Annotated in this window: 11 protein-coding genes; 8 read left to right on the top strand and 3 right to left on the bottom strand. The window is 34.4% G+C overall.

The features are described 5' to 3' along the window. Positions 1–191: 191 nt before the first annotated feature. From NWE55_RS14260 to NWE55_RS14285, 6 genes are all read left to right on the top strand, one after another. Positions 192–1,031, top strand: coding sequence for a hypothetical protein (locus NWE55_RS14260; protein ID WP_155091694.1), 840 nt, complete (start codon positions 192–194; stop codon positions 1,029–1,031). Between the two features lie 29 nt (positions 1,032–1,060). Then, positions 1,061–1,642: a Crp/Fnr family transcriptional regulator gene (locus NWE55_RS14265; protein ID WP_155091695.1), complete on the top strand. Its 582-nt coding sequence runs from the start codon at positions 1,061–1,063 to the stop codon at positions 1,640–1,642. 107 nt (positions 1,643–1,749) lie between these two features. Then, positions 1,750–2,199: a carboxymuconolactone decarboxylase family protein gene (locus tag NWE55_RS14270; RefSeq protein WP_155091696.1), complete on the top strand. Its 450-nt coding sequence runs from the start codon at positions 1,750–1,752 to the stop codon at positions 2,197–2,199. A 341-nt stretch (positions 2,200–2,540) separates the two neighbouring features. Further along, positions 2,541–4,028 carry a phage tail-like protein gene (locus tag NWE55_RS14275; protein ID WP_258204302.1) on the top strand — a complete coding sequence of 496 codons (1,488 nt, stop codon included), beginning with the start codon at positions 2,541–2,543 and terminating at the stop codon, positions 4,026–4,028. Positions 4,029–4,051: 23 nt separating this feature from the next. Then, complete coding sequence (locus NWE55_RS14280) at positions 4,052–6,748, top strand: phage tail-like protein (protein WP_258204303.1); 2,697 nt, start codon at positions 4,052–4,054, stop codon at positions 6,746–6,748. Positions 6,749–6,854: 106 nt separating this feature from the next. Next, complete coding sequence (locus tag NWE55_RS14285) at positions 6,855–9,527, top strand: phage tail-like protein (RefSeq protein WP_258204304.1); 2,673 nt, start codon at positions 6,855–6,857, stop codon at positions 9,525–9,527. Positions 9,528–9,918: 391 nt separating this feature from the next. On the opposite strand, the gene NWE55_RS14290 is transcribed toward NWE55_RS14285, so the two are convergent. From NWE55_RS14290 to NWE55_RS14300, 3 genes are all read right to left on the bottom strand, one after another. Further along, entirely contained in the window at positions 9,919–11,103 is a 1,185-nt protein-coding gene (locus NWE55_RS14290; protein WP_258204305.1) for a multidrug effflux MFS transporter, read from the bottom strand. Positions 11,104–11,169: 66 nt separating this feature from the next. Then, positions 11,170–12,009 (bottom strand): helix-turn-helix domain-containing protein, encoded by an 840-nt coding sequence (locus NWE55_RS14295; protein WP_258204306.1) that lies wholly within the window; start codon positions 12,007–12,009, stop codon positions 11,170–11,172. 811 nt (positions 12,010–12,820) lie between these two features. After that, positions 12,821–14,023, bottom strand: a complete 1,203-nt coding sequence (locus tag NWE55_RS14300) for a response regulator transcription factor (RefSeq protein ID WP_258204307.1) — start codon at positions 14,021–14,023, stop codon at positions 12,821–12,823. Between the two features lie 1,642 nt (positions 14,024–15,665). On the opposite strand from NWE55_RS14300, the gene NWE55_RS14305 reads away from it, so the two are divergent. Together NWE55_RS14305 and NWE55_RS14310 are read left to right on the top strand one after the other, a co-directional pair. After that, the gene (locus NWE55_RS14305; RefSeq protein ID WP_258204308.1) at positions 15,666–21,479 is read left to right on the top strand and encodes a DUF11 domain-containing protein; all 5,814 of its coding nucleotides are present in this window, start codon (positions 15,666–15,668) and stop codon (positions 21,477–21,479) included. A 32-nt stretch (positions 21,480–21,511) separates the two neighbouring features. Continuing rightward, positions 21,512–23,599 (top strand): phage tail-like protein, encoded by a 2,088-nt coding sequence (locus NWE55_RS14310; RefSeq protein ID WP_258204309.1) that lies wholly within the window; start codon positions 21,512–21,514, stop codon positions 23,597–23,599. Positions 23,600–23,673 lie beyond the last annotated feature (74 nt).

Below are 23,673 nucleotides of genomic sequence, written 5' to 3' on the forward strand. Positions count from 1 at the left end.
AAGTTTGCCGTTTTGTACTGCTTTTAATTTTGTTATTAATTGTAGGTAATTATTATTAATACAATAAAATTAAAAGGCAAAAGGTGTATTTTAAAAAGTTAGATTTATTTTCAAAACAATAAAAAAAGATTACCAATATATTGATACCACAGTATTGAACTATTGGATATTACTGTTAAAATAGATAAGGCATGATAGAAAAGTTATTAGCATTACAAGATAGAATTTATAAATACTACAATAAAGACTATCCGTATAGTCTGATATATTCGCCTCGAATTAGTTTTTCTAAGATTGGTGAGTTATTTGAGTTAAATTATTTTGGAGATGGATATGATGAGGATACTGATGTATCAAGCGAAGTTTTTGAACAAGAGGAAGGATACAACTTTGGCTTTTGTGCAGTTTTAGATTTGATTATCGCTAATCCAGATGCTTTTGTTTCATTGAATTTTAATGGACCAGATGCTGGTGCAAATGGCTTTCGCAATTGGGACTTTAGTCGTTTAGCTAAAGCAGATATTACTTTAAATAATGTTCGGTCTTTTAAAGTAAATTTGACAGATATGGGCGATCACAATCTTTGTTTAATTGGTGAATGTGATCTCGAAGATGGAATGATTGCTAAGTTAGTGTCAAAAATGCCTAAATTAAAGATTCTTCAAGTTCCTTCGGCACCCGATGCAACCTTTTTTGAAGTGCCAAATTTGCGGTTAGAGCAATTAATAGTTCATTCGGGATATCACCATCAAAACTTTATATACAACCTTGCCAAGAGTCAAAATATGAAGTATTTAAAGATGTTAGACTTTACAGATATTTTTGACTATTACAGCGATCGTAGCGAAAATGAGTTTACTTCACTATTAGATTATGTAGCCCTATTTAAGTCAGAGCTGTTTCAATCCAATTCAAATTTTCTATTCAAGCTTAGAGATAATAGGATAACAGCTACCAATTGTAAGATGTTGTTGAGTATTGCTCAAGTACAGCTTTATCACGTCATAGAAATTCCAGGACAGTATAAGTAATTAAATAGTGAGTGATAATTTGTTTTCAAATGAGTAAAGAGTTCTTATTTAAACATATTCAAAAGTTTATACCTTTTATAAGTCAAAGTGAAGTTGAGCAAATCTATACTTATTTTACAGAACTTAATCTAAAGAAAAAGGAGATAGTTCAGCATGAAGAAGAACTTTGTAGGTCTATGTTGTTTGTCTGCAAGGGTTGTCTTCACAGCTATTATATAAAAGATAACGGCTCTTTACAAACTCTTGATTTTGCAATTGAATCTTGGTGGATCTGTGACTATATGGCTTTTGAAAACAGTAGCTTGAGTGATTTGACTATACAAGCTGTTGAAACCTCAATTGTTTTGTCTCTAAGTAGAGAATCCCTTGATGCGTTATTACAGCATCATCCTGTGATGGAACAATATTTTAGAAGAATATTTCAGCGAAGTTACGCAGCCGCACAAAAGAGAGTACAGTTCTTATATCAATATTCAAGAGAAGAACTCTATTTTCACTTTGCTTCGCATTACCCCGAATTTGTACAAAGAGTACCTCAATATTTACTTGCCTCTTATTTAGGTTTTACTCCTGAATATCTAAGTGAGATTAAAAAGAACAGTTTGCGTTAATATCGTCTCTTTTACTTTTTTCCACATTGGTTGTTTTATTAAACCTGTTTAAGTTTTTTGCTATTTGCTTTACTGAGCTTTGTAGGGTAATATTAAAAATAAAAATGATGAGTAATAGAAGACAAATCAACCAGGTGGACCCTAAAGCTTATAAGGGGATGATCGTATTAGAGCAGTATTTAGATCAAAGTGATTTAACGCCAATTCACAAAGAGTTAATTAAAGTGCGAACATCTCAGATTAATGGATGTGGTTATTGCCTCGATATACACAGTCAAGATGCTCTAAAAAACGGAGAGCGTATTCAAAGACTTTTAGTTTTAGCAGCCTGGAGAGAAACAGAGCTTTTCTCAGAAGAAGAACGTCTTATTTTAGAAATGACTGAGTCAATAGCATATATCCATAGGGGAGGTATTATTGATAGTGTTTACGATCGAGCGCTATTGCTTTTTGGACAAGATTACCTTGTTCAATTAATTATGTGTATGGTAACTATTAATGCTTGGAATCGAATAGGAGTTAGTACTCAAATGAAGGCTAAAGAGAAAAGAGAATAGTATTTATTTAATACTCTGAAATTAATGTTAACGAAAGCCGTTGTAAAAGTATTTTTGCAACGGCTTTATTTGTCTTTATGTGTGTAATTTTTGTTAAATATTGATATATATGTGTTGAAAGTGGTAAATGGTCTATTTATGTTTTAACTGTTTTAGTATAATTTATTTAACTTAAATATATGCAATTTAAGTTGATTATTGTTTTTAATGTTGTTTATTTACTTAAATAGTTTCAATGATTTAATTTTAATGTTTAAATATTTGAATTTAGGATATTATGTTAACTTTTATAGCGCATATAGTATAGAGTAAATATATTGTTCACAAAAAAATAAAATAGAATGAAGAAAAAACTACTGTTGTTATCTTGTTTGTTTGCTATCGGATTAGTAAACGCACAAGAATCTCAAAAGCGAATTGGAATAGGTGTTTCTCTACCAGATCCAAGCGCTATTTTACATGTGGAATCCACTGATAAAGGGGTGTTAATTCCAAATGTTGTTATTGAAGACCTTAGTAAGAAAGATCCTATTGAAGGGGAAATAAAAGAAAGTTTATTAGTATATAACAATGATGCAACACATGTAGCTAAAGGTTACTACTATTGGACAACGAATGCAAAAGGAGATAGTAAATGGGTTCGAGTAATTACAAGTGATGATGCAAGTGAAATTTTAGGTGGACAAATACAAGAGAAGTTTACAATCGAAGAGAAAGATATTGAAAAATATGTACTTGATACAGATGGTAAGATTAAACTTGATGCTCAAGGTCAGCCTGAAACAGAAACATTAAAGATTAAAGGTCTTGTTGTTTATGCTCCAGATAAGCTAAAACCAACAGAAGATATCGTCAATATTGATGTTCCTGAAATTGTGAAAGAGTCTCAGACTTTGACCTCTTTTGAATTAGGACATTATCTCTTATACCACTATGATAATGGTAAGTCATACAGAGAACCTTTAACTCCAGAGGAGGAATTGGATTTAGGCACAGTTCAAGAAGGAGACCCAACAACCGAGTTGGAGTTGATCTTTAGAGATGAAAACCAAAATGTACACAAATATGCTGTTAGAGATTTATTAGGAGCAGATAATGAAGAGGTAAAGGCGATTACTAAATTAGATGTAAACAGTACTTTAGATGGATTAGACTTTACAGATGATAAAGGAACAGAGAAGAAAATTAGCTTAGTAGAATTAGTTAAAAACTTAGAAGCTAAAACGTCTCTTGATATTACAGCTGATGATGAATTGATCTATATCAACGAACTTGGTGGAGGTTCTACTTTCCGTTTCTCCTTGCGTACGATCGTACGTGAGCCATGGAGAGTTGCCGAGACTAACAAAGAAGCTACTTTAAACTCTGAGAATATTTTTACTCAAGGATGGGTAGGAGTAGGAGTGAGTGCAGCTGAAGCTCAAGAGGCAATTACAAGTCCTAAACCAGATGAGAAATTGCGCGTAAATGGAAGCATCTATGCTCGAAATAGTTACTATGCCGATTACGTATTTGAGAATTACTTTACTAAAGAGGCTTCGTCTTTAAAATACGATTATAACTTCAAAGATTTATCTACGGTAGAATCATTTATTAAAGAAAACTATCACTTACCAGGTATTACACCTGTATCAGCTCTTGATAAAAGTGGTGAGGAAGGATATTTAATTAATGTTTCAGAATTGTCTATCCAATTGTTAGAGAAGGTAGAGGAACTTTATCTGCACACTATTGATCAACACAAGATAATCAATGAACAACGTGAGCAGTTAAAAATGCAAGAAGATCGCCTTCAAGCGATCGAAGAGTATCTTAAACAATTAAAGTAGTACAATAAAAAACAGATATGATTATGAATTACATAAAAAATATAGTGAAACACTTTGCTGTAGTGCTAATGCTGTTTTTGAGTATTGGAGCTTTTGCTCAGGTAAATAAGACTGCAGGTACACGTATTACAGATGTCACTACAGAAAAGGAATTAAACCAGGCAGCTATTTTAGACTTAGATAGCTCTACTCGTGGATTCTATATGCCAAGGATGAATACTGCTCAACGCGATCAGTTAGGCGAGAAGTTATTAGAAGAAATGGCAAATGGAAAAGAGAATACAGGTTTGTCTATTTACAATACGACGACGGACTGTATTGAGTATTGGAATGCTGAGACTTCAAAATGGCGAAGCTTATGTGGTAGTTTACCACCTGCAAAACTGGACTTCTTGGATGGTTGTAGCAATATAGATGTAGATGGGTCTATTCAGATTCCGGGTGTACAAGGACCTGCTTGGCAACAAGGGATATCTTTAAATGGAGATCAAAACTTTATTACTATTCGCGTATATGTTTCTCAGATTGGTACGTATCAAATCAGTGCTGATTCTGGTAACGGGTATTTCTTTACTGCTGATGGACAATTTCAGGCAGAAGGAAATTATACTGTAGTATTAAAGGGCATGGGAGCTCCTAAACAAGGATATGATCAAGGGGGTACAGGTAAGAAAGGAGACCAAGTAAAGTTTACTTTTAATGGAGTTCCTTCAAAGAAATGTCCTGATGGAGTTGAAATTAAAGTGGTTCCTGCTGATTTGCGCTTAGAAATTGTTAGAACTACTTACGAAGCGGCAGGTAAATATTACGTAGGTAAAGAGGCAAGTGAAGATGAAGGAAATACATTGACATTACAAGTAGATGTTAAGATCCCTGGTACTCCAACTATTAGTGCTGTAAATGAAACATTGGGGATTGGATTTGTAAAAGTAGTGGAGTTTAAGCAAGCTGGTATTCAGGAGGTTGTGTTGACGCCGATGAGTGGTAAACTTCTTCCAAATAACAATGATGATGCAAGTTATCCTCTTGAGCTTGATATTTCTGTGAAGGAAGCTGATAAGACAACTACAATTAACGGTGCTAAAGCAATTATCAAAATAGAAGGGACGGAAATTTCTTTTGACCCAACTAAAGTTGACTTTGGTCGAGAGCCTATTTACAAGGATTCTCCTATGAATAAGAATCACGTGATTACGGTTCCTGTTAAAGTAATCGCTTCTGGTAAAGCATCTTTATCGCTTAAAAATGCTGAGGGAGTTGAGTTTGAAGCTAAGGATGTGGTGTTTAATAAATTGGACAATCCTAATGAAACGCAGAATGTCGTGTTCACTCCTGTGTTAAATGATAAGAAAATGCCGGCAGAGGAGACTTCTGATTTTACAATGTCTGGTGTGGCTTCTCGATTTACAATTACAGGTGATAAGATTATTAAATTTAATCTTGCTCAAAAACCAGTATCTTATACTGTAGATTGTGCTAAGATTAAATCAAACCGTTCAACTGTACCCTATAATAAAGAGATTGGTGATGCTTATCACATCATCGTTCCTGTAGATGTTGATGTTGCGGGAGAATATGAAATTGTGACAGAGAACGCTGCTGATGGATTATTCTTTAGTAGTACTGTCAATGGAGTAAAACAAGTGTTTCCTGGAACAGGACCACAACAAGTGATTCTTTATCCTGTAAACAAAAATGTTGTACCAGCTAATAAAGGAACTTACGACGTTCGTATTATCAATACTGACGGTAATGCAAAAACGATGTGTGAGGCTAAGTTCAAAGTAAAAGTCGGAAATCCTGATTTGAATATTTTATATATAGGTTCTGATTACGAAGCTGATTTTTATGTATTTGACCGTTATGTATTGCGTGGAAATAAATTTGGAGAGACTGGTAGAATACTTGAAACAGGTCAGTTAAAAGTAGATAAAGTGATTGTGTACTATGCCGATCGTATTGAGAGAAAAGTAATGCAACGCAATAGTTATGGACATGCTGATGGAAAAGCCCTTAGAACAGATCTTGCCAATAAAATTAGCACTGGTGATTACAACTTTATTTTCATTGAAGGTAGAGCGACTTTTAATTATGGTTTAGATAAGCAGGTCGCAGATGCACTTGAGCAATACTTGAAAGACAAGAAGGGGATTGTATTAGCGACTTCGCATATGTCAACTCATTATGAGTCTTATGTACATAATATGAAAACCATGAGTTCTTGGGGGAATGATGGAAAAACCTATCCTGAGAAGTATGCTCTTCTTGATTTATTAGTAAAGTTAAATAATGGTAAAGATTTTCCTTCTATACCAGTAACTGTTGATAATAAGGATAAAGATGTATTTGGTTTTATAGCTCCAACGGATCGATTAAAGATGATTACGCATTATAGCTATATGCCAGGCTATGGAATTATGTGGTATTCTGGGGTATCATCTTTAGATCTTAAAGGAGGAAACTTTTTTGCTTTGACAACTGTAACTAAAGATTCGCCTAAAGCAAGTATAATTATGCATAATGATTATGATTTTATTTTTGCTCCTGTGCTTGAGAGCACACAAGACCGTTTCATGTTCGATAAAAATAGGGTAATAAATAGTCCTGATTATGATATTATTACGAGAAATGCGCCTGATCACAATAACTATAAAAAAACGTATGATGCGTATATGGGGAATTTAATAATCTCTATCTTCTCTAAATTAATGAATGAATAATTAATAGATAAAATAAAAACTCCTAATTGGTTTTAGATTAGGGGTTTTTATTCTTGGTTATTTCTGTACTTATTGGAATGGCTAAGACTTATCAAACTTATATTTTATGAATAAGATAAAAAATAGTATAAAGCAGCTTGCTGTTGTTCTTTTATTGCTTATTTGTTCTACTGTTTGGGCGCAAAATGAAAAGAGTGTAGGGACTCGTATTACAGATAAAACAACGAATAAAGAATTAACAAGTACAGCTATATTGGATTTGGACAGTTCCACACGTGGATTCCATATGCCAAGAATGAATACAACTCAACGAGATCAGTTAGCTGCTCGGCTAATGGCGGATGAGACACTTGGAAAAGAAACTACGGGGATGGTGATATTTAATACGTCTAATGACTGTATTGAGTATTGGCATGCGAGTACGGGAAAATGGAGAAGTTTATGTGGAAGTTTACCTCCTGCTAAGTTTGACTTTATCACGGGGTGTGAGAATATAAAACCAAGTGGTGGATTTACGATTGAGGGGATACCTGCTCCAAGTTGGCAGCAAGGTTTTGCTTTAGATCCTACGAAGCACTTTCTTCAAATAGAGGTTTATGTTTCACAGATTGGTACGTACAGTATTAGTGCAGATTCTGGCAACGGTTATTTCTTCTCCGCTGAGGGGCAGTTCCAAGCTATTGGTAATTACACTATCTATTTAAAAGGACGTGGTATGCCTAAGAAAGGATATCCACAATCAAGTGGTGAAAAAGATAAATTGAAGTTCACCTTTAATGGATTGCCTTCTAAAAAGTGTGATACAGGGTATGATGTAACCATTATTCCAGCATTTTTAAAATTCCAGATTAATAAAGCGACTTATCCTGCACTTGGCAAGTATTACTTCAATGAGGATATGAGTGAGGATGCTGGTAATAAGATTGATCTATTAGTTAATGTGGATGTTATTGGTACAGCTAAAATTACGGCTAAGAATGATGCGCTTGGGCTGCATTTCTTCGCTGAAAAAGAGTTTACTTTAGACGGGCCAAAACAACCCGTTACTCTATTACCTGTAGCAGGTCATGTCAAACCTTTAAAGAATGACTTAGAGAGTTATGAGTTAACTTTTGAAGTAGATGGTGTTCCTTTAAAAGATATTGATGTTACCATCAACGAAGCGAAAGCCTCTGTTAAGGTGGAGCCAACGACAGTTGCCTATGATGCTGCGCAAGTAAACTTTGGCAGTGAACCATTATATCGTGGTACTGCTATTAATGCCAGAAATACGATTACAGTTCCTGTTAAGGTGGTTGCGCCTGGTATAACTAAACTAAAACTGACCAATGCTGAAGGAGTGGAGTTTGTCTCTGATTCACAGACTTTTGTTCGAAATAAAGCAAATCCAGATCAAACGGTACCTGTGGAATTTAAAGCTAATGTGAATGGTATACAAATGCCTTCTTCGCCAACATCTGATTTTACGATTAGTGCTGAGGAAGGGCGTTTTGAAGTGGAAGGTGATAATGTAATCACGTTTAACTTAGAGGTTAAGCCTGTTGCGTATACAATTGATTGTGCAACAATTAGTTCAAACCGATCAACGATTCTACTCGATAAGGAGATTCAAGACACTTATACTATTATAGTCAAAGCAAATGTAACCGAGTTAGGTGAGTATGAATTGAAAACGACAGTTCCTGTTCAAGGAATTACATTTAGTAGTACCCGTGACGGTGTAAAACAGGAGTTTAAAACGTTAGGTGCTAATGATATTGTGCTGTATGCAGAACAAAAAACTATTGCCCCTCACGATAGAGGTGTTACTGATGTATCTTTTATAAATAACGATGGTAATAGCGAAACTTTGTGTAACGCTACCTTCCCTGTACGCGTTGGAAATGCTCCATTAAATATTTTATATATTCGAAATGATCGTCCTACAGATAATTTCGTTCAAATGTTAGCAGAGTACTTAAAGAATGATAGGTATTATAGTGAGACTGGAGAACATGTAGAGGTTGGTCCTAAAGTAGTGAAAACGATTGCTGTAAGGACTGATTATAGTTCAGGCTATAATAGTGAGATAGGTGTTCAGCGTAGAGCTGAAATTGTGACTGAATTGAACAAGGGAATTTACAATTTAGTAATTATTGATGGAGGACCTATTGCAGCTATTGCTCTTGATGCTGCAGTTCACACAGCAATAGAGAATTATATCAACAGCGGTAAAGGATGGTTTGTTGTTTCACAAGAAACGGATATTGCAAGATATAAAAAATTATTTGAAGGGTTTAATAGATCAGATCTTTCACCAGAATCGAGAGGGTTTGGTACCATGTTAATGAAGTTCAATGGTGGAGTAGATACACCTATGGCTGTAATCCCAAATGTTAATCGAGAGACCACACCAGTAGGATATGCAGTGCCAACGAACTCTCATTTTACGATAATGACGAAGTATGCCTATGTGAATAATTATAGTATATGGCAGGCGAGTGTAGAGCCATTAACTTATGACCTTACAGGTTCACAGTTTGAGCCTTTGACTACTTTGAAAGCTGATCTTTCACCAGTAGAAGCAATGACAATGATTCACAAGACGAAGAAGATAGTTATTTTGCCGATGACGAATGATGTTCAGTATAGAGGATTACTTGATCGTTACAGTTATGTAAATGGTGAAATGGTAACTGCTAAGTTTAAGGAGTATAATGCAAGATATGATACTCATTACCAAAATTCCTATTTCTTAGGAAACCTATTTACTACTATAATTACAGATTTAATGAAGTAATTTGAACAATTGAATTTAGTTCAATGATAGGACTAAAAGGGCTGTCTCCTCATAATAAGGAGCAGCCCTTTTTGTTTGTGTATCATTGCCTTTCTTATTTGTTGTGATTGAAATACTTCCTTAGAGTAAAATGTTAGGCAAGAAATAACCTCAAGGTTGCATCTTTAGACATGTGAATTTAGGTATTTTCATATGTGTTGAATGAGCTTGGTCTTTTCCTGGTTTTCTGTATGTTGTTTATGTAGCTAATAGCTTATTTGTGCTGTGCTATGAGGAACTGTAGATTAAGGCAGTGAGTTTTCATTTACTAAAAGAAAAGAGGTTATCTCACTATGAGATAACCTCTTTATCTATTATATTAACTATATTTTTACTCTCTATTTTACTCGTATTACCCCACCTTTTTATCCTTAAATAAATAACAAAAAAGGTAAAGTAGGTGACAAAGAAGTAAGGAGCCTCCCGTTAGTGTGATTAGATCAAGAGGAATTATATTGGTCAAGGCCGAAATAATGAAAGTAAGGGTTAACTGCAATGTTCCTAATAAGGCAGAAGCCGAGCCACTATTGGTGGTAAAGGGGGCTAAGGCTAACTTTGTTGTCGTGGGAAACAATACGCCAAGGGTTAACACAATAAAGAATAGGGGAATTAACATCAATTCGATAGTTGATTTATAACTGCACATAATCAGAAAAACAACACTTGCCACTATACCAAAGTAAACGGTTAGTTTAACTATTTGCTCTACTGTATACCATCTTGATAAAACCGAATTGGCAAGCCATGCACCGAGTATTAATCCTATGGCATTGAATGCAAAGATGGAACTAAACATATTGGAAGATAACCCTCCATATTCCATAATCAGATAAGGTGCATTAGCTAAGTAAATCATTAAGATACTATAAGTCAAACTTCCGATTAGGGTGTACTTTATAAATGTATTGTTCTGCACAATCTCTTTAAAATCTTGTACCATGTTTGTCTTGCTTGATGTGGTGCTGACTATTCTTGTCTCTGGCAAAAAGAGTATCACAGAGATTAAGCATACTACTCCCAAAATAAATAGGGTCACAAAGGCAGATTGCCATACAAAGTGATTGATTAAGAAATTTCCCATGACAGGTCCAATAATTGGCGCTATACCTGCTATAATAGCCAATAGGGAAAATACATGCATACTCTGATCTGTATCGTAAAACTCGTTGACTACCGCTCTGGCAATGACTACTCCCGCACAACCGGCAAAAGCCTGAAAGAATCGCGCTATCCAAAACTGTTCTATCGTTTGGGCATAAATACATCCAACGGTAGCCAAAATGAAGACAAGTAAGGATATGATAGTGGGAATTTTTCTACCGTATTTATCTGAAATAATTCCCCAAAATAATTGCCCTATAGCAAATCCTCCTAAGAAGAAGGAAATAGAGAGTTGTACAGACTTTAAATCAGTGTTGAAAGTCTGTGAGATTTTTAAGAATCCCGGTAAGTATAGATCAATACTAAAGGGTTCTAATGCTGAGAGTAGCGATAAGATAATTACCACTACAAACTGAGTTTTTGTAAGCTTTTTCATTTCTTTGTTTTGAGTGGGCAAATGTAGCTTATCAAATAAGGAGCTAAACTATCTGTTGTGCTGAAGTTATTGGACTTTTTTGATATTCTTGCGAAATTCACTTGGTGTGACACTGGTGTTTTTCTTAAAAAAGCGGTTGAAGTAATTGACTTCACTATAACCAAGAGAGAAGGCAATTTGTTGAACAGTGAGATCACTGTAAATTAGCATGCGCTTGGCCTCTAATAGCAATCTGTTCTTTAAGTGTATATTGAGTGTATCACCTGTGGTATTCACAAGTATTTCATTCATTCGCTTAATGGATAGTGAAACGCTACTGGCATAGAACTCATTGCTGTACTGTGAACAATAGTGCAATTCTACCAGATTCAATAGTTTGTACACCCTTGGGTCATAATTGGAAACGGTATCGGACAACTGTTTTAAATCCAATGTATGACACAAAAACAGGCTGACGTATTTCTCCATTATAGCCGTTCTTCGCTTGGTACTCCATTCGATATTGATCAATTGGAAAATAGATTGAAATATGGGAATTAGATCAGGAGTGATCTCAAAGTGCAAAGGGGGAATTTTGTAGTAATCGTGCTCTGCTACTTCTTGATAAATTATCCTGTTGAAATAATCTTTGTCAATGGCCATATAGTATCCTGTAACATGGGTCGGATTAAAAAACTGTACTTGACCAGGAAAGACAACCCACAATTGGTTTTGAGTAATAGGATAGGACTTAAAATCTATTTCTTGACGCTGTGCACAAGTTGATGTAAACCAGTATATCTGGTAAAAGTTATATTGATAGTGATAATCAAAATCAAAGAGTTCGGGGTGTTCTTCTATGGAGTAAAACTCGATCGGTATGTTTTTATCAAACTGCTGTACTTTGATAATTTTGTGAATTGGCATTGCAATACAAATATGAAATGCACAAAATTAGTAAAATTAAGTACAAAGTGTCTCACTGTGTTCGAAAAGCCTTTGGGAGGATAGATAAGTTATTCAAGCTGTTCTACTGTGAAAGTATTGTACAGTTAAAAGCAGGATTATAAACAATAACTGTACAGCTATATTAGGACGAGACATAGTTATTTGGAAGTGGTCGCATAGTGGTCGCATACTGATCGCATAGTGGTCACATGATTATATAGCAAAAATATGCGACCACTATGCCAACAATATAGGAGCATAAGGGTATCAGTAGGAAGAAAGTCCCTTCGTACTTTTCATCTTTATAGGATTTTATCAATTGTTCTTCCAGGTTTTAATTGATGGGACAATGAATAGAATAGCAAACAGATTGGTGTAGGGGATAAATTAGTAGTTGGGAAGGATATTACTTCAGTCTATTTGTTTAGTTTGTATTAGTATCTGTAAGGCAGTAGTAGTTGATTGGGATAACATTGTCAGAGCTAAATCCATTGATTGTACGGCAAAATAGTTAGCAAGTTAATAAGACGAGGTAGGGAAATTATTTGGTTCTAAGAGAGAAGGCCAGTGTAGCTTTGCAGGGTTCGATGTAAATTGTTTGTATTAATTTGTTGATTGAGAAGGAAGGTTGAAAGAATGTTCCAAATAGAAAATAGCTCGATGTCCTCATTGAACTCGAGCTAATCCTTTATATCGTACACTTTTGTTATTGTTGTCACTCGTCAAGGAGAAAGGCTTATTCTATAGGGTATAGTAAAGCTAAAGCCTTGCAACTACAAGGCTTTAGTGTCTATTTAGCTTTCAGTGTAAATAACTGTGTTCTTGAATTGACATTGAGTTTTATAAAGATATTGCTTATGTGATACTTGGTTGTACTAAGTGAAATATTTAATTCAGCAGCTATTTCTTTGTTTGTCAATCCCTCCCAAATTAATTCCAATACATTTATTTCGCGTTCTGTTAGTTTGTAAATATTTCTGATGTTTGGATCTTCTTCTCGTTCTTGCAAATTGTCTTGCGTCCCTGATAGGGTTTGTACATGGGATTGTCCTATTGCATCTATTTCCAATGAATTATTGCCCTTCGCTTTGAGTAGAAGATTGTGGTAGTTCTTTACTAATAAAACATACTGCGAATTAAACATTTCTGTTTTCTTTTGACGATGGTGATACTTCTTTATTAAGAAGTAATTGTTGAATATGGAGAGTAGAATGACAATACTACTTAGAATCTTCAAGGTAGTAATCTTGTCGATATACTGAGTCAAGCTAAACTTTACACCTGTATCTGCAAGACAAATCGTATAAAATATTATTAAAAGTAATAGTAGTAAAATATACTGTCTGTAAACTTTTCGCCTTAGTAGTTTTCGCATCAAGTATTGAGATACGACAACAATGGTGATTACGAGTAAATCCAGGTAATAGCTATGACACTGAGTGATAATGATATGCCCTATATAGATACCTATAGCTAAAACAGTGGAGAAACTATAAAACTTGAATTCGTTTTGATATAATTTTCTTTTAATAGAGAAAGGTACATAGCTGCTTGCGATTAAGGAAAGTAGAAACAGCAAGCTGATGATAATGCCTTTTTGCATAAAGTTCTCCATCAAAGTTATTCTGTATGTGGTGTGTACCAACACATCGCTATAAACTATCGAGCAGAACATTAATAGCTGAATGGCGTGAATGGCAGCCCATTTTCGAATCTTGAATATTTTGTATATGACAATAGTAGAGATGATTCCTAAGAGTGCGATACCGTAAAATACACCCGATAAAAAGAAGTTGATGGATATAGGGAGACTATCTTCGAGTAACTGTATTGCTTCATCTTGAAAGTCATTGTCTGTTAGTAATAAGCTGTTGTGTTGTATATCAAAAAGGTCAAGATCTAAACTTAAGGCAACTTTTGCGTAGAGATATACGGTACTCAATAGAGAAAGCATACCAATGATGATATAATGATATTTTTTTTTCGATTCCATTTTTGAATGTCCTAATGACAAGTAATCCAAATACGCAAGACATATTGAATCAGTATGTAGAAGATATAGGATAGCCCGTCCATATATTCCATCATAATAACTTAAACTAAAAGGGGGGTAAATCTATAGAATACACAGAATATAAGGTGAGTTGAGTTTGAGTTTCAAATTCTGCGAAATATAAAAGGGATCCGTTTAGTTTAATCTTGCTTATTTCGTTACTTAATTATTACAATTTTGTGATTATATTAAGATTTTGATAGTAAATTAAGTACTGGTCTTAATTTAAGAATTCTTAAATCTACTTTATTGTCTAATTATGTCATTCTTGGATTTATTGGAAATGGGAACTTTAAACTTTTGAATCCACGTTGTTTGAGAGTTTTTCATTGTTTTTCTATGTTGTTTTGTTTTGATGTCGCAATATAACGGATGTGGGACAATTTGTGCCTGTTCTTTAGTATAGGTTTGTGTTAAAAAAGTCACAACCTCAATGTGAGAATAAGCTTTTCAATTGAAGCAACAGAGTCATTTTTATCAAGTTGTTTTATTCATTCTAATTAAACTTAAAATTCATATTAATCAAAACCTTTTAAAGTCATGCTACCTCTTAGCGCTTACATCGGTTTTATGAGCAAACTATGGCATGCTTGCATGGGGCATGCAGACCTGTTTTGTGTTATTACTTTTCGGTTATGTGTCTATTGTGTATTTGCAGTAAAGAACGAGATAGGGGATACACTTAAAGATTTACGATGTGTTTAACAGTATCAGATGTTTGTAATAATTAGTCTACTCATTTGTTTTGAATTAAGTGTTTCTTGAAAATTTACAAGGCTCTTGTCTTTGGATATTTTGTCTTTAAAAGACATTTTAGGATAGTACTGGTACTTTTTTAACTGCTTAATATATTGAAAACTAAAGGGTTATGTGTATTGTTCTCACATTGCCATAAAAGGGTTAGTTCGTTTCTGCTAATTGTTAATTGACTTTTGTAACCTTGTTTTAACAGAAAAACCATTCTTTAGTATAGGTTACACCCTATAGGGAAGGAGTATTTTTGAAGTTGAAAATTACATCTAATACAATTGTTTTCTATAACACCTAAATCAATTGCTTTTGGCTTGTAATTTCTGGAGTACTTCTTGTAGAGGATTTCTTAGGTAATACGGAGAGAGGGATGATCGAGATAGTATTCCAACACCATAACCAACTAACGAAACGAAATTATTTATAGAGGCAAATTTAAGCTTCTTTGTTGCACTGTATTTTCAATATTGAATGCAGTTGCGACGCGATGTAAAGCATAGTATAATAGCATGGCTTACCCTGGGCAAATTAGTGGGGAGCAATGACTGAATATGAATTAATAAAGTTAGTATGGCAAATTTATCTAAACTCAAAACTTAACGTAAACACTGTGTACCCATATTGGCTATAGGTAGGACATTGTTGTTTCTATACAGTAGTTTAAGTTGACATCGTAGAACGAAAACTATTTTTAGAATCACATTACAAACTCAAACTCAAACACTCCGTAATGTTATTCTCTATCTACACTCCATATTCTTTGGGTATACACTCTATTTGATCCAGGATTGAATAGGGGAAATCAATCAAACATAATTTTAACAAACAACAAATGAAACAAAAAACTACTTTTTCTCTATGGAAGAGGTTACTGCTTTTGCTCATCCTGTTCGTTCCTTTAGTACAGTCTTATGGGCAAGCTCGTGTAGACGCTAAATTAGGAGAGTATGACAAAACAGATCTTGGAATTCTTGGTGGCTCAAAACCAGTGGTAGAGAATCCTGAGAACGTAAATAAATTTGATAATAACCATGCTCGTTTAGTGGCCTCGCCTGGTCAAGCTGTAGATTTAGGAGCATATACGTCATTTATAGAATTAGTCTTTCCTAAGACATTAGAAGCAAATCAAACTTCTTATGTGAGACTTCAGCCAGATGGAAGATTACTGGAAGGATTATTAGGTGGGAGCTTAGGAGAACTTTTATCAGGAGTTTTAGGAGCTGTATTAACAGGTAACCAAGAATTTGATATAACAGTAGGACTTGGTCAACAACCAGTTCTATTTGGTAGTAGTACATTGGCTTTTAAAACAGATGTAGGAACTATTAACGTTGTTAAAGACAAGGATAACTATTATTACTTAGCCATAACACCAACTAAGAAATATGATCGTATAAAACTTCAAAATAAGACTGGAGGTTTATTAGGATTAGGTGTTATTAAAAAACTTGATGTATTCCATGCTTTTACTTATGATGAAACGGGAGCAGATTGTGGTAAACCTATTTTTACATCTTTTGACGGATCAGGACTTGATTTAGATGTTTTAGCAGCTAAAGATCCAAAGCTAAATTATGCTATAGATAGTGATAAAAGCACTTATTCTACATTGAATAAAGGAAGTCTATTGAGTGTAAAGGTTGGAGGTTCAATGTCTCAGATATTCTATTTTCCAACTACATCAGATGAGAAAGCTACTGTTAATATTAGATTAGCTGTAGGGAGTACTGGAGTATTAGATTTAAATCTATTAGGTGGAGTAGAGGTATTAGCTTATCATGGTAAAAGTACAGCACCAGTTTATCAAAAATCTTTATCAGGTGGCCTTATTACAGATTTAAATCTTTTAAACTTAATTAAGAGTGGTAAGGCTGTTGATATTACTGTAGCACCTGGTAAGGCATTTGACCGATTAGAAGTTCGCCTTAAAGCACCTGTTGGTGTTGATTTATTAGGAAGTTCTGTACGTATTTATGATGTAGAACGTTTTGATGGTACTACTTGTAAGAATCCATTAGTTGCGATTCCAGAAGCTACTGAACAACCTTTTGATGTAGCTTTATGTTCAACAAGTTTAGAAGATTTTAAGAATGTGGATTTTCCTTTTAATGCTGTAGATGGAAATAATGAGACTTATACTACATTGACTGCTTTTAATGGAAATCTATTAGTTTCAGGGCCTCAAAGTGGTAGTATCCATATGAAATATGATAAAGCAGTACCTGCTAATAAAACATCTTATATTCGTATTGATGCAGATAAAGATATGCTTAATGCTCTTTTAGGAGGGACTTTAGGTAAGTTAGTTGCAGATTTGGGAGGGCTACTATTAGGAAATCATATTTTTAAAGTAGAAGCATATAATGCTGCTGGTACCTCTGTTTTAAAAAGTTCAAGTTCAAATCAATTTGAAGGAACTGCAAATGGAGTAGTTAAATTAGTACAAGATAATATTGGTAGATATTATTTAGCAGTTACTCCAAGTCAAGCTTATCAAAGTATTGTTGTATCGAATAGTGTAAGTAGTTTGTTGCCTACAGGAGAGAATCGTACACTTAAAGTGTATAATATGTGTACTGATATTGGAACAGATCTATGTTTTCCTGCTCAGTTTACTTCTTATGATCAAAAAGGTATCTCATTAAGTGTATCTGATTTAGGTAAGGCAGGGGTGAAGAATCCTTATCATGCTATTAGTGGTAACTCATCAAATTATTCAGAAATAAGTAATGGTCTATTATCAGTAGGAGGTTTAGTTAAACAAACAGTTTATTTTAATCAACCTTCTCAAGTAGGAGATGAGTTAAAAGTAAGACTACAGTTAGATCCTAGCTCTCTTTTATCTTTAGACTTATTAGGAGGATATAAAATAGTTACTTCACTAGGAGGCGAAGAACAGGAGTCATTTACCTTACAACAAGGTCTCATTAATAGCCTTAATCTACTAGATTTATTTAAATCAGGTGGTGTTCAGACACTTTCATTTGATACTAGAAAAGTATTTGATAGAGTTGATATTCAAGTAACAACAGTACTTAGTGTTTCAGTTACCCCTTCAATTCGTTTGTATGATGTGAAAAGAGTAAGCTCTACTTGTCCTGAAACTACTACAGTATCACCATTTATAAAGCCTGTATGTGCTACTACAGTAATCAGCGCCTCTAATGTAGATGATATTGATAATATCTTCAGTGATAATTTTGATGCTTATGCAACTATAAATTCTGGAGCAGGATTATTATTAGGCTTAGGAGATAAATATTCAGGTCATATCGAATTGGGATATGAAAAAGAGGTAGCTGCTAATACTACATCTTATGTACGTTTTGACTTTGATGAGAAACTATTAAATGCATTATTAGGTGGAAGCTTAGGTAATGTAGTGAATGGTTTAGTAAATGGACTTGTGTTAGGAGATCATTTCTTCGAAGTTGAAGTAAAGAATGCTGCAGAAAAAGTAATTCTTGACGGAAAAAGCAATGTGAGTAATAACTCAGCTAAAGGTGCAGGTACTATCAGAGTAGTAACAGATAAATTAGGACGTACTTATTTAGCGATTACTCCTACTGTACCTTATAAATCAGTTAGATTAACTGACAAGACTAATAGTCAGTTAGGTTTATTAGCTAAGCCAAATACTATGAATGTGTATAGTATGTGTTATGAAAGTGATACTAACTCTTGTGTGCCTTCATTTGCTACTTCTTATGAATATAGTGGTTTAGCCCTTGATGTTAAAGATTTATCCGGTGCAGGCGTGAAATATCCAGAGCGTGCAATTGATGATAATACGACAAGTTATTCAGAGATATCTTCAGGTACATTAAATATTGCAGGAGCAGTTAGACAATACATTTACTTTAATAGTGATGCAAAAGCGGGTGAAGAAACCTTGATTAAGTTTAAAACTCAAGGTGGTCAAGTAAATGTTGATTTAATAGGTGCTTTAGAGATTAAAGCTTACAAAGGAGAGAAAGAAGTAGATGCATTATCAAGTGCTAATGGGTTAATCAATGGAATCAATGTTTTAGATCTGTTGACTAACAATCAGATGGTAGAATTACCTTTTAGACCAAAAGCTGCTTATGATCGTATTTCTATAGGAATGAAATCCTTAGTAGGTGTAAGTGTAGGTGCAAGTTTGCATTTGTATGATGTTGCACGTACATGTAGGATTGTTAACCCTAACCAATCGTTAGTTTCTTGGAAATCATATAAAGTAAATAATGATGCTACAATCAACGCAGTAAAAGGGGGAGAAGTAGTAGAATATACTATCCATGTTCGCAATGAAGGAACTACTCCAATTGCAGATTTTATTGTAAAAGATAAAATGCCAGAAGGAGTAAGTTATGAATCAAGTGTTGAGGGAACATACAATAATGGTGAAGTTATCTTCAGTCATAAAGGAAGTTTAGCCCCAGGAGCAACTACTACATTTACTTTTAAAGTAAATGTAAATGCAAGTTTGAAAGGGATTGTGGAAATTAAGAATATCGCTTACGTAGGTGAGGCAGGACAAGAAGTGGGTAAGGAAGTATTCTATCCTTCTTATCCTCCAATTGATAATGCGAATCCAACACAACCTGATGGAACTAAGGCGCCAGGGACTGTGATTAAAGTAACTTCAGATAGTACGTTAGACAAACCAACAATTGTATCAGTAGATGACGAGGGAGTAGAAAGTTTGAACAATGAAATCTGTAAAGGAACTTCAATCACACTTAAAGTAAAAGAAGAAGGAGATACTTATCAGTGGTACTTTAACGGAAACGCTATTACACCAAGTTCACAAGAGAACGAGGATAATACAGATAATCCAAACCTTGGAACTGAGCGCACTCTAGAAACAGAAACTCCTGGTAATTACACAGTAATTATCACCAAAGATAAAGCTATTTCAAAGAGATCTGATGTATTTGAGGTTATAGAGAAAGATGGGCCAACTATAGCTATTGATGGAAGTCAACGTGTAACTGTTAAACTTGATGATAGCGGTAAGGCTATTTTGCAGTTGCCTAAAGTTCAGACAAACGGAAATGGTATATACTGGTTAGATCAAAACAACAAACTTGTACAAGGAAATCAGGTTGAGTTCAATGCTTCAGGTAATTATACATTGACTGTGTTTAGTGAATTAAATGGATGTGAAGGTTATGAGAATTTACTTGTTACTGTTTTAGATGATTCACTATGTCCACCTACATTAGAAAGGGTGTATGCACGCGGAGGCAAAGCTGCAGATGGTACAGACATGAATACTACATGGTATACTACTTTAGCAGGATTTGTCGCTAATAAAGAGAAAGCAGTAGATGGAGACCCAACAACGCATTCGACTATATCGACTACAGTAGCACTACTTGGGTTAGGAACAACCTGGCAGAATATCTATTTTGACCATCCTGTAAAAGCAGGAACTCCAGTAACGATTAAGTTAGGTAAGGAATACAGTGGATTAGTTGTTGCAGGAGGTATGTCAGTAGTGGGCTTAACAAAAAGCGGAAAACGTATCGGTACAATAAAACCTGTTGCAGGAGGATTATTAGATCTATTAACAGGTGACAATGTGGTAGAATACACGTTTGTACCATCTGATAAGAATGGACCACAAGAGTACTATGGAGTACAGATTTCGTTAGGTGCTTTAGTAGGAGTAGCGCAGTTGGCTAAGATATATGGTGTTTATTACGATAAGCCAGTAGCTTCGTTCCCACAGGGATATTGCGAGCCTGTATCTAATGGGGTACATCCATCTGTGTTAGACGTATTGCATGGAGTACAAGACTTAGGTCTTGGAGTAGCAAGTGCTACTGCCTCAGTTGTTAATCCTTGGAATGCTGTAGATAACGATCCTAATTCTCACGCGACAATCAGTAGGGGTGTTGCAGTATTGAATGCTGCTACTTTAACTGTAGTATTTAAGCAGCAGGCAATGCCAGGAGATGAACTGCATATTGTAACTGAAGTACCTGGTAATCCAATACTAAGTCTCGAACTAATTAAAGGATATACAATCCAGAGATACTTAGGAGATAAGAAAGTTGGACCTGAACTTGACGGTACAAATGGAGTGAAGTTTTTAGATCTTAAATTATTAGGCTTAGGTTATAAGAATAAGTATAAGATGATAATTAAAGAAACAAATGAACCTTTTGATCGAGTAAAAATTTCTTATGGTAACGTTGTGGGAGTACTTGGGAACTTTACCAAAATCTATGAAGTAAGTGTAGCTCCTAAAATGGATTTAGGTAATGGATTTGATGTGAATGAGGATACTAAAGAGGTATGTGAACAAGGAGATTTAATAATCTTAGCTATAGATACTTGTACTGAGTATCAAATGTTTACTAATGAAAGACAGCTTGATCCGAATAAACCAGATCAACCTATAGTAGGTAAAGTAGATATAGTTACAAATGAAAAGAATGTATCTGTAAATCAATTTACTTTTAGATTACCTAAAGACTTAGAACAACATGAAGAGTTGGATGATAAAGGCTACGGAACAGGAGAGTTCTACAAGGTAGTTTACATTCAAACATTTAGAAATGGGTGCCCTGTTGGTAGACGTATTCCAATTAAGCTTGATACGAGAAACTGTTCAGTTAAGACAAACCTGAACATCACAACAAAAATTAAATAATTAGAAACAACAATATTTATATATAACAAAAGATGAAAAGAATCACATTATTAGCAGCATTATTAGGAACAACATATTTTGCAAATGCACAAGTAGGGATCGGTACGCCGGACCCTGCTACTTCTGCAGAATTAGACATCGTAGCTAAATCAGGAAATAAAGGTATCTTAATTCCTCGTGTTACTCTTACAGCAGAGAGTGTATTTGCTCCTATTACAGGTTCTCAACAAGAGAGTTTACTGGTGTATAACAATGTAGAATCTACTTCTATGCCTAAAGGTTTTTACTACTGGGATGGTGCTAAATGGAATAGAATCATTGGTAAAACTGAATTAAATACAGTGGTAGAAAACTTAGGAGATAATATCACTACTATCACAAATGACGTTAAGAACCTACAAGCTGTTGTTAACTACATTTTGCCATCTAATCCTGATAATTCTGATCCTACTAAACCAGGACATACTACAATTGTATATGATAATACGACAGGAGATATGTATGAGGTAGTATATGATGCTACAACTAAAGAATACATTACTAAAAAGATCGACTTACTAAAGATGATCCAAGGAAAAGAAACGAATACTTTCTTTAAAGAGATTAAGGAAAATGGTAAAATAACTGGTTATGTATATTTCAACGAGAAAACGATTGTCGAAGCTATTGGTACAGAAACTGATCCTAATAAGATTAAAGATATACTTGATAAGTTAGATAGAAGTACAAAAGGAGCTATTGAGATTGATGTAAAAGGAACTGTAGTAAACAACTTCAAAGAAATCTTAGAAGCACCAACTAAAATTACTGTTACTACAAAAGAAGGAGACAAGACTTTCACAACTGTAGAAGAGTACTTACAATATATCTCTCAATCTGCTGATGGTAATGTAATCTATAAAAACTTAGGAGATACTACTAACCCTAATTGGGTATTCCAATACTACGACAAAGCTAATGGAAAATATGAGACTATTGTTTTACGTGATTTAGTAGCAGAAACGGAGTCTAAAACTACTATTGTTACTTATAATAAGAAACAATATTACTTATCTGAAGCATACATTGTAGGAGGAGGAGAATTAGATGTGACTAAATGGACTGCTGTTCCAGCAGGAGCTATTCATGTAGACGTAGTAGGTGGAGTGATTAATAATATCGAGGAGATTTTAACTACGAATGGAAATATCACTGTCCAAGTAGGAGGAAAAGATATGACTTTTAATTCTGTAGAAGAGTACTTACAGTACATCACTCAGTTCTCTGAAGGTAATGTTATCTACAAAAACATTAGTACAGACCCTAATAAACCAAACTGGGTATTACAGTATTGGGATGAAACTAAAGGAGAGTATACAACAATTAACTTAACAGATCTGGTTGCTTCAGTAGAAACTAAGACTAATATCTTAAGAACAGAAGCAATAGATAATGGTAAATTAGAAGCTTATGCAGCTGCAGGAGCACCAATAGAAGCTAATGTTAAGAAAGGAGAAATCTTCTATAAGTATAACAATGAAGATAAAGGTGAGCAATTCATCAATATGACGGCTGATATCATCTCTTCTATTAACAACAATGAAGAAGTGAAGAATGCATTGACTAATATCTTAAACCAAGGTGGTAACGTATATTTTGGTAAGATTAAAGATACTGATACTGATTTAGTATTCTATACAATGAAAATTGTAAATGGTAAAGAAGAGAAGACTCCTATTGAATTACCAGCTTCATTCTTATTAAAGATTATCAACGATTATAAAGAGATAATTAAACAAGCTTTAGGAGATAATATCACAAACGAAGGAGATATCGTATTCACTGGGAATATCTATAATGGTCGTCAAGTATTATTAGCTAAAGGAAGTACTACAACCAATGGTGATTCTGCTAAAACTACAGGTGTAGAATTAGCTAATGCTACAGGTGATAACGCTATCAATGGTGTGTTATCTATCAAGGTACTAAAAGGAGGTGTGTTAGTTACTGAATCTACAAAAGACGTGGAAGTAAAGGGTACTAAGATTGACTTTAATATCGGTGTAGGAAATATCTATACAGCTTTACCAAAAGATACTTATGAAGTAGTAGTAGAATACCTTGGTAAAGAGGTAAAATAATAAAGATCAAACAACAAACAACAATCAATTAATCTTTTCTGAAAAGGGGAGGAGTACAAGCCACAAATAAGCTC

Source organism: Myroides albus, from assembly GCF_024722315.1.
In the GTDB taxonomy this organism is placed as follows: domain Bacteria; phylum Bacteroidota; class Bacteroidia; order Flavobacteriales; family Flavobacteriaceae; genus Flavobacterium; species Flavobacterium album_A.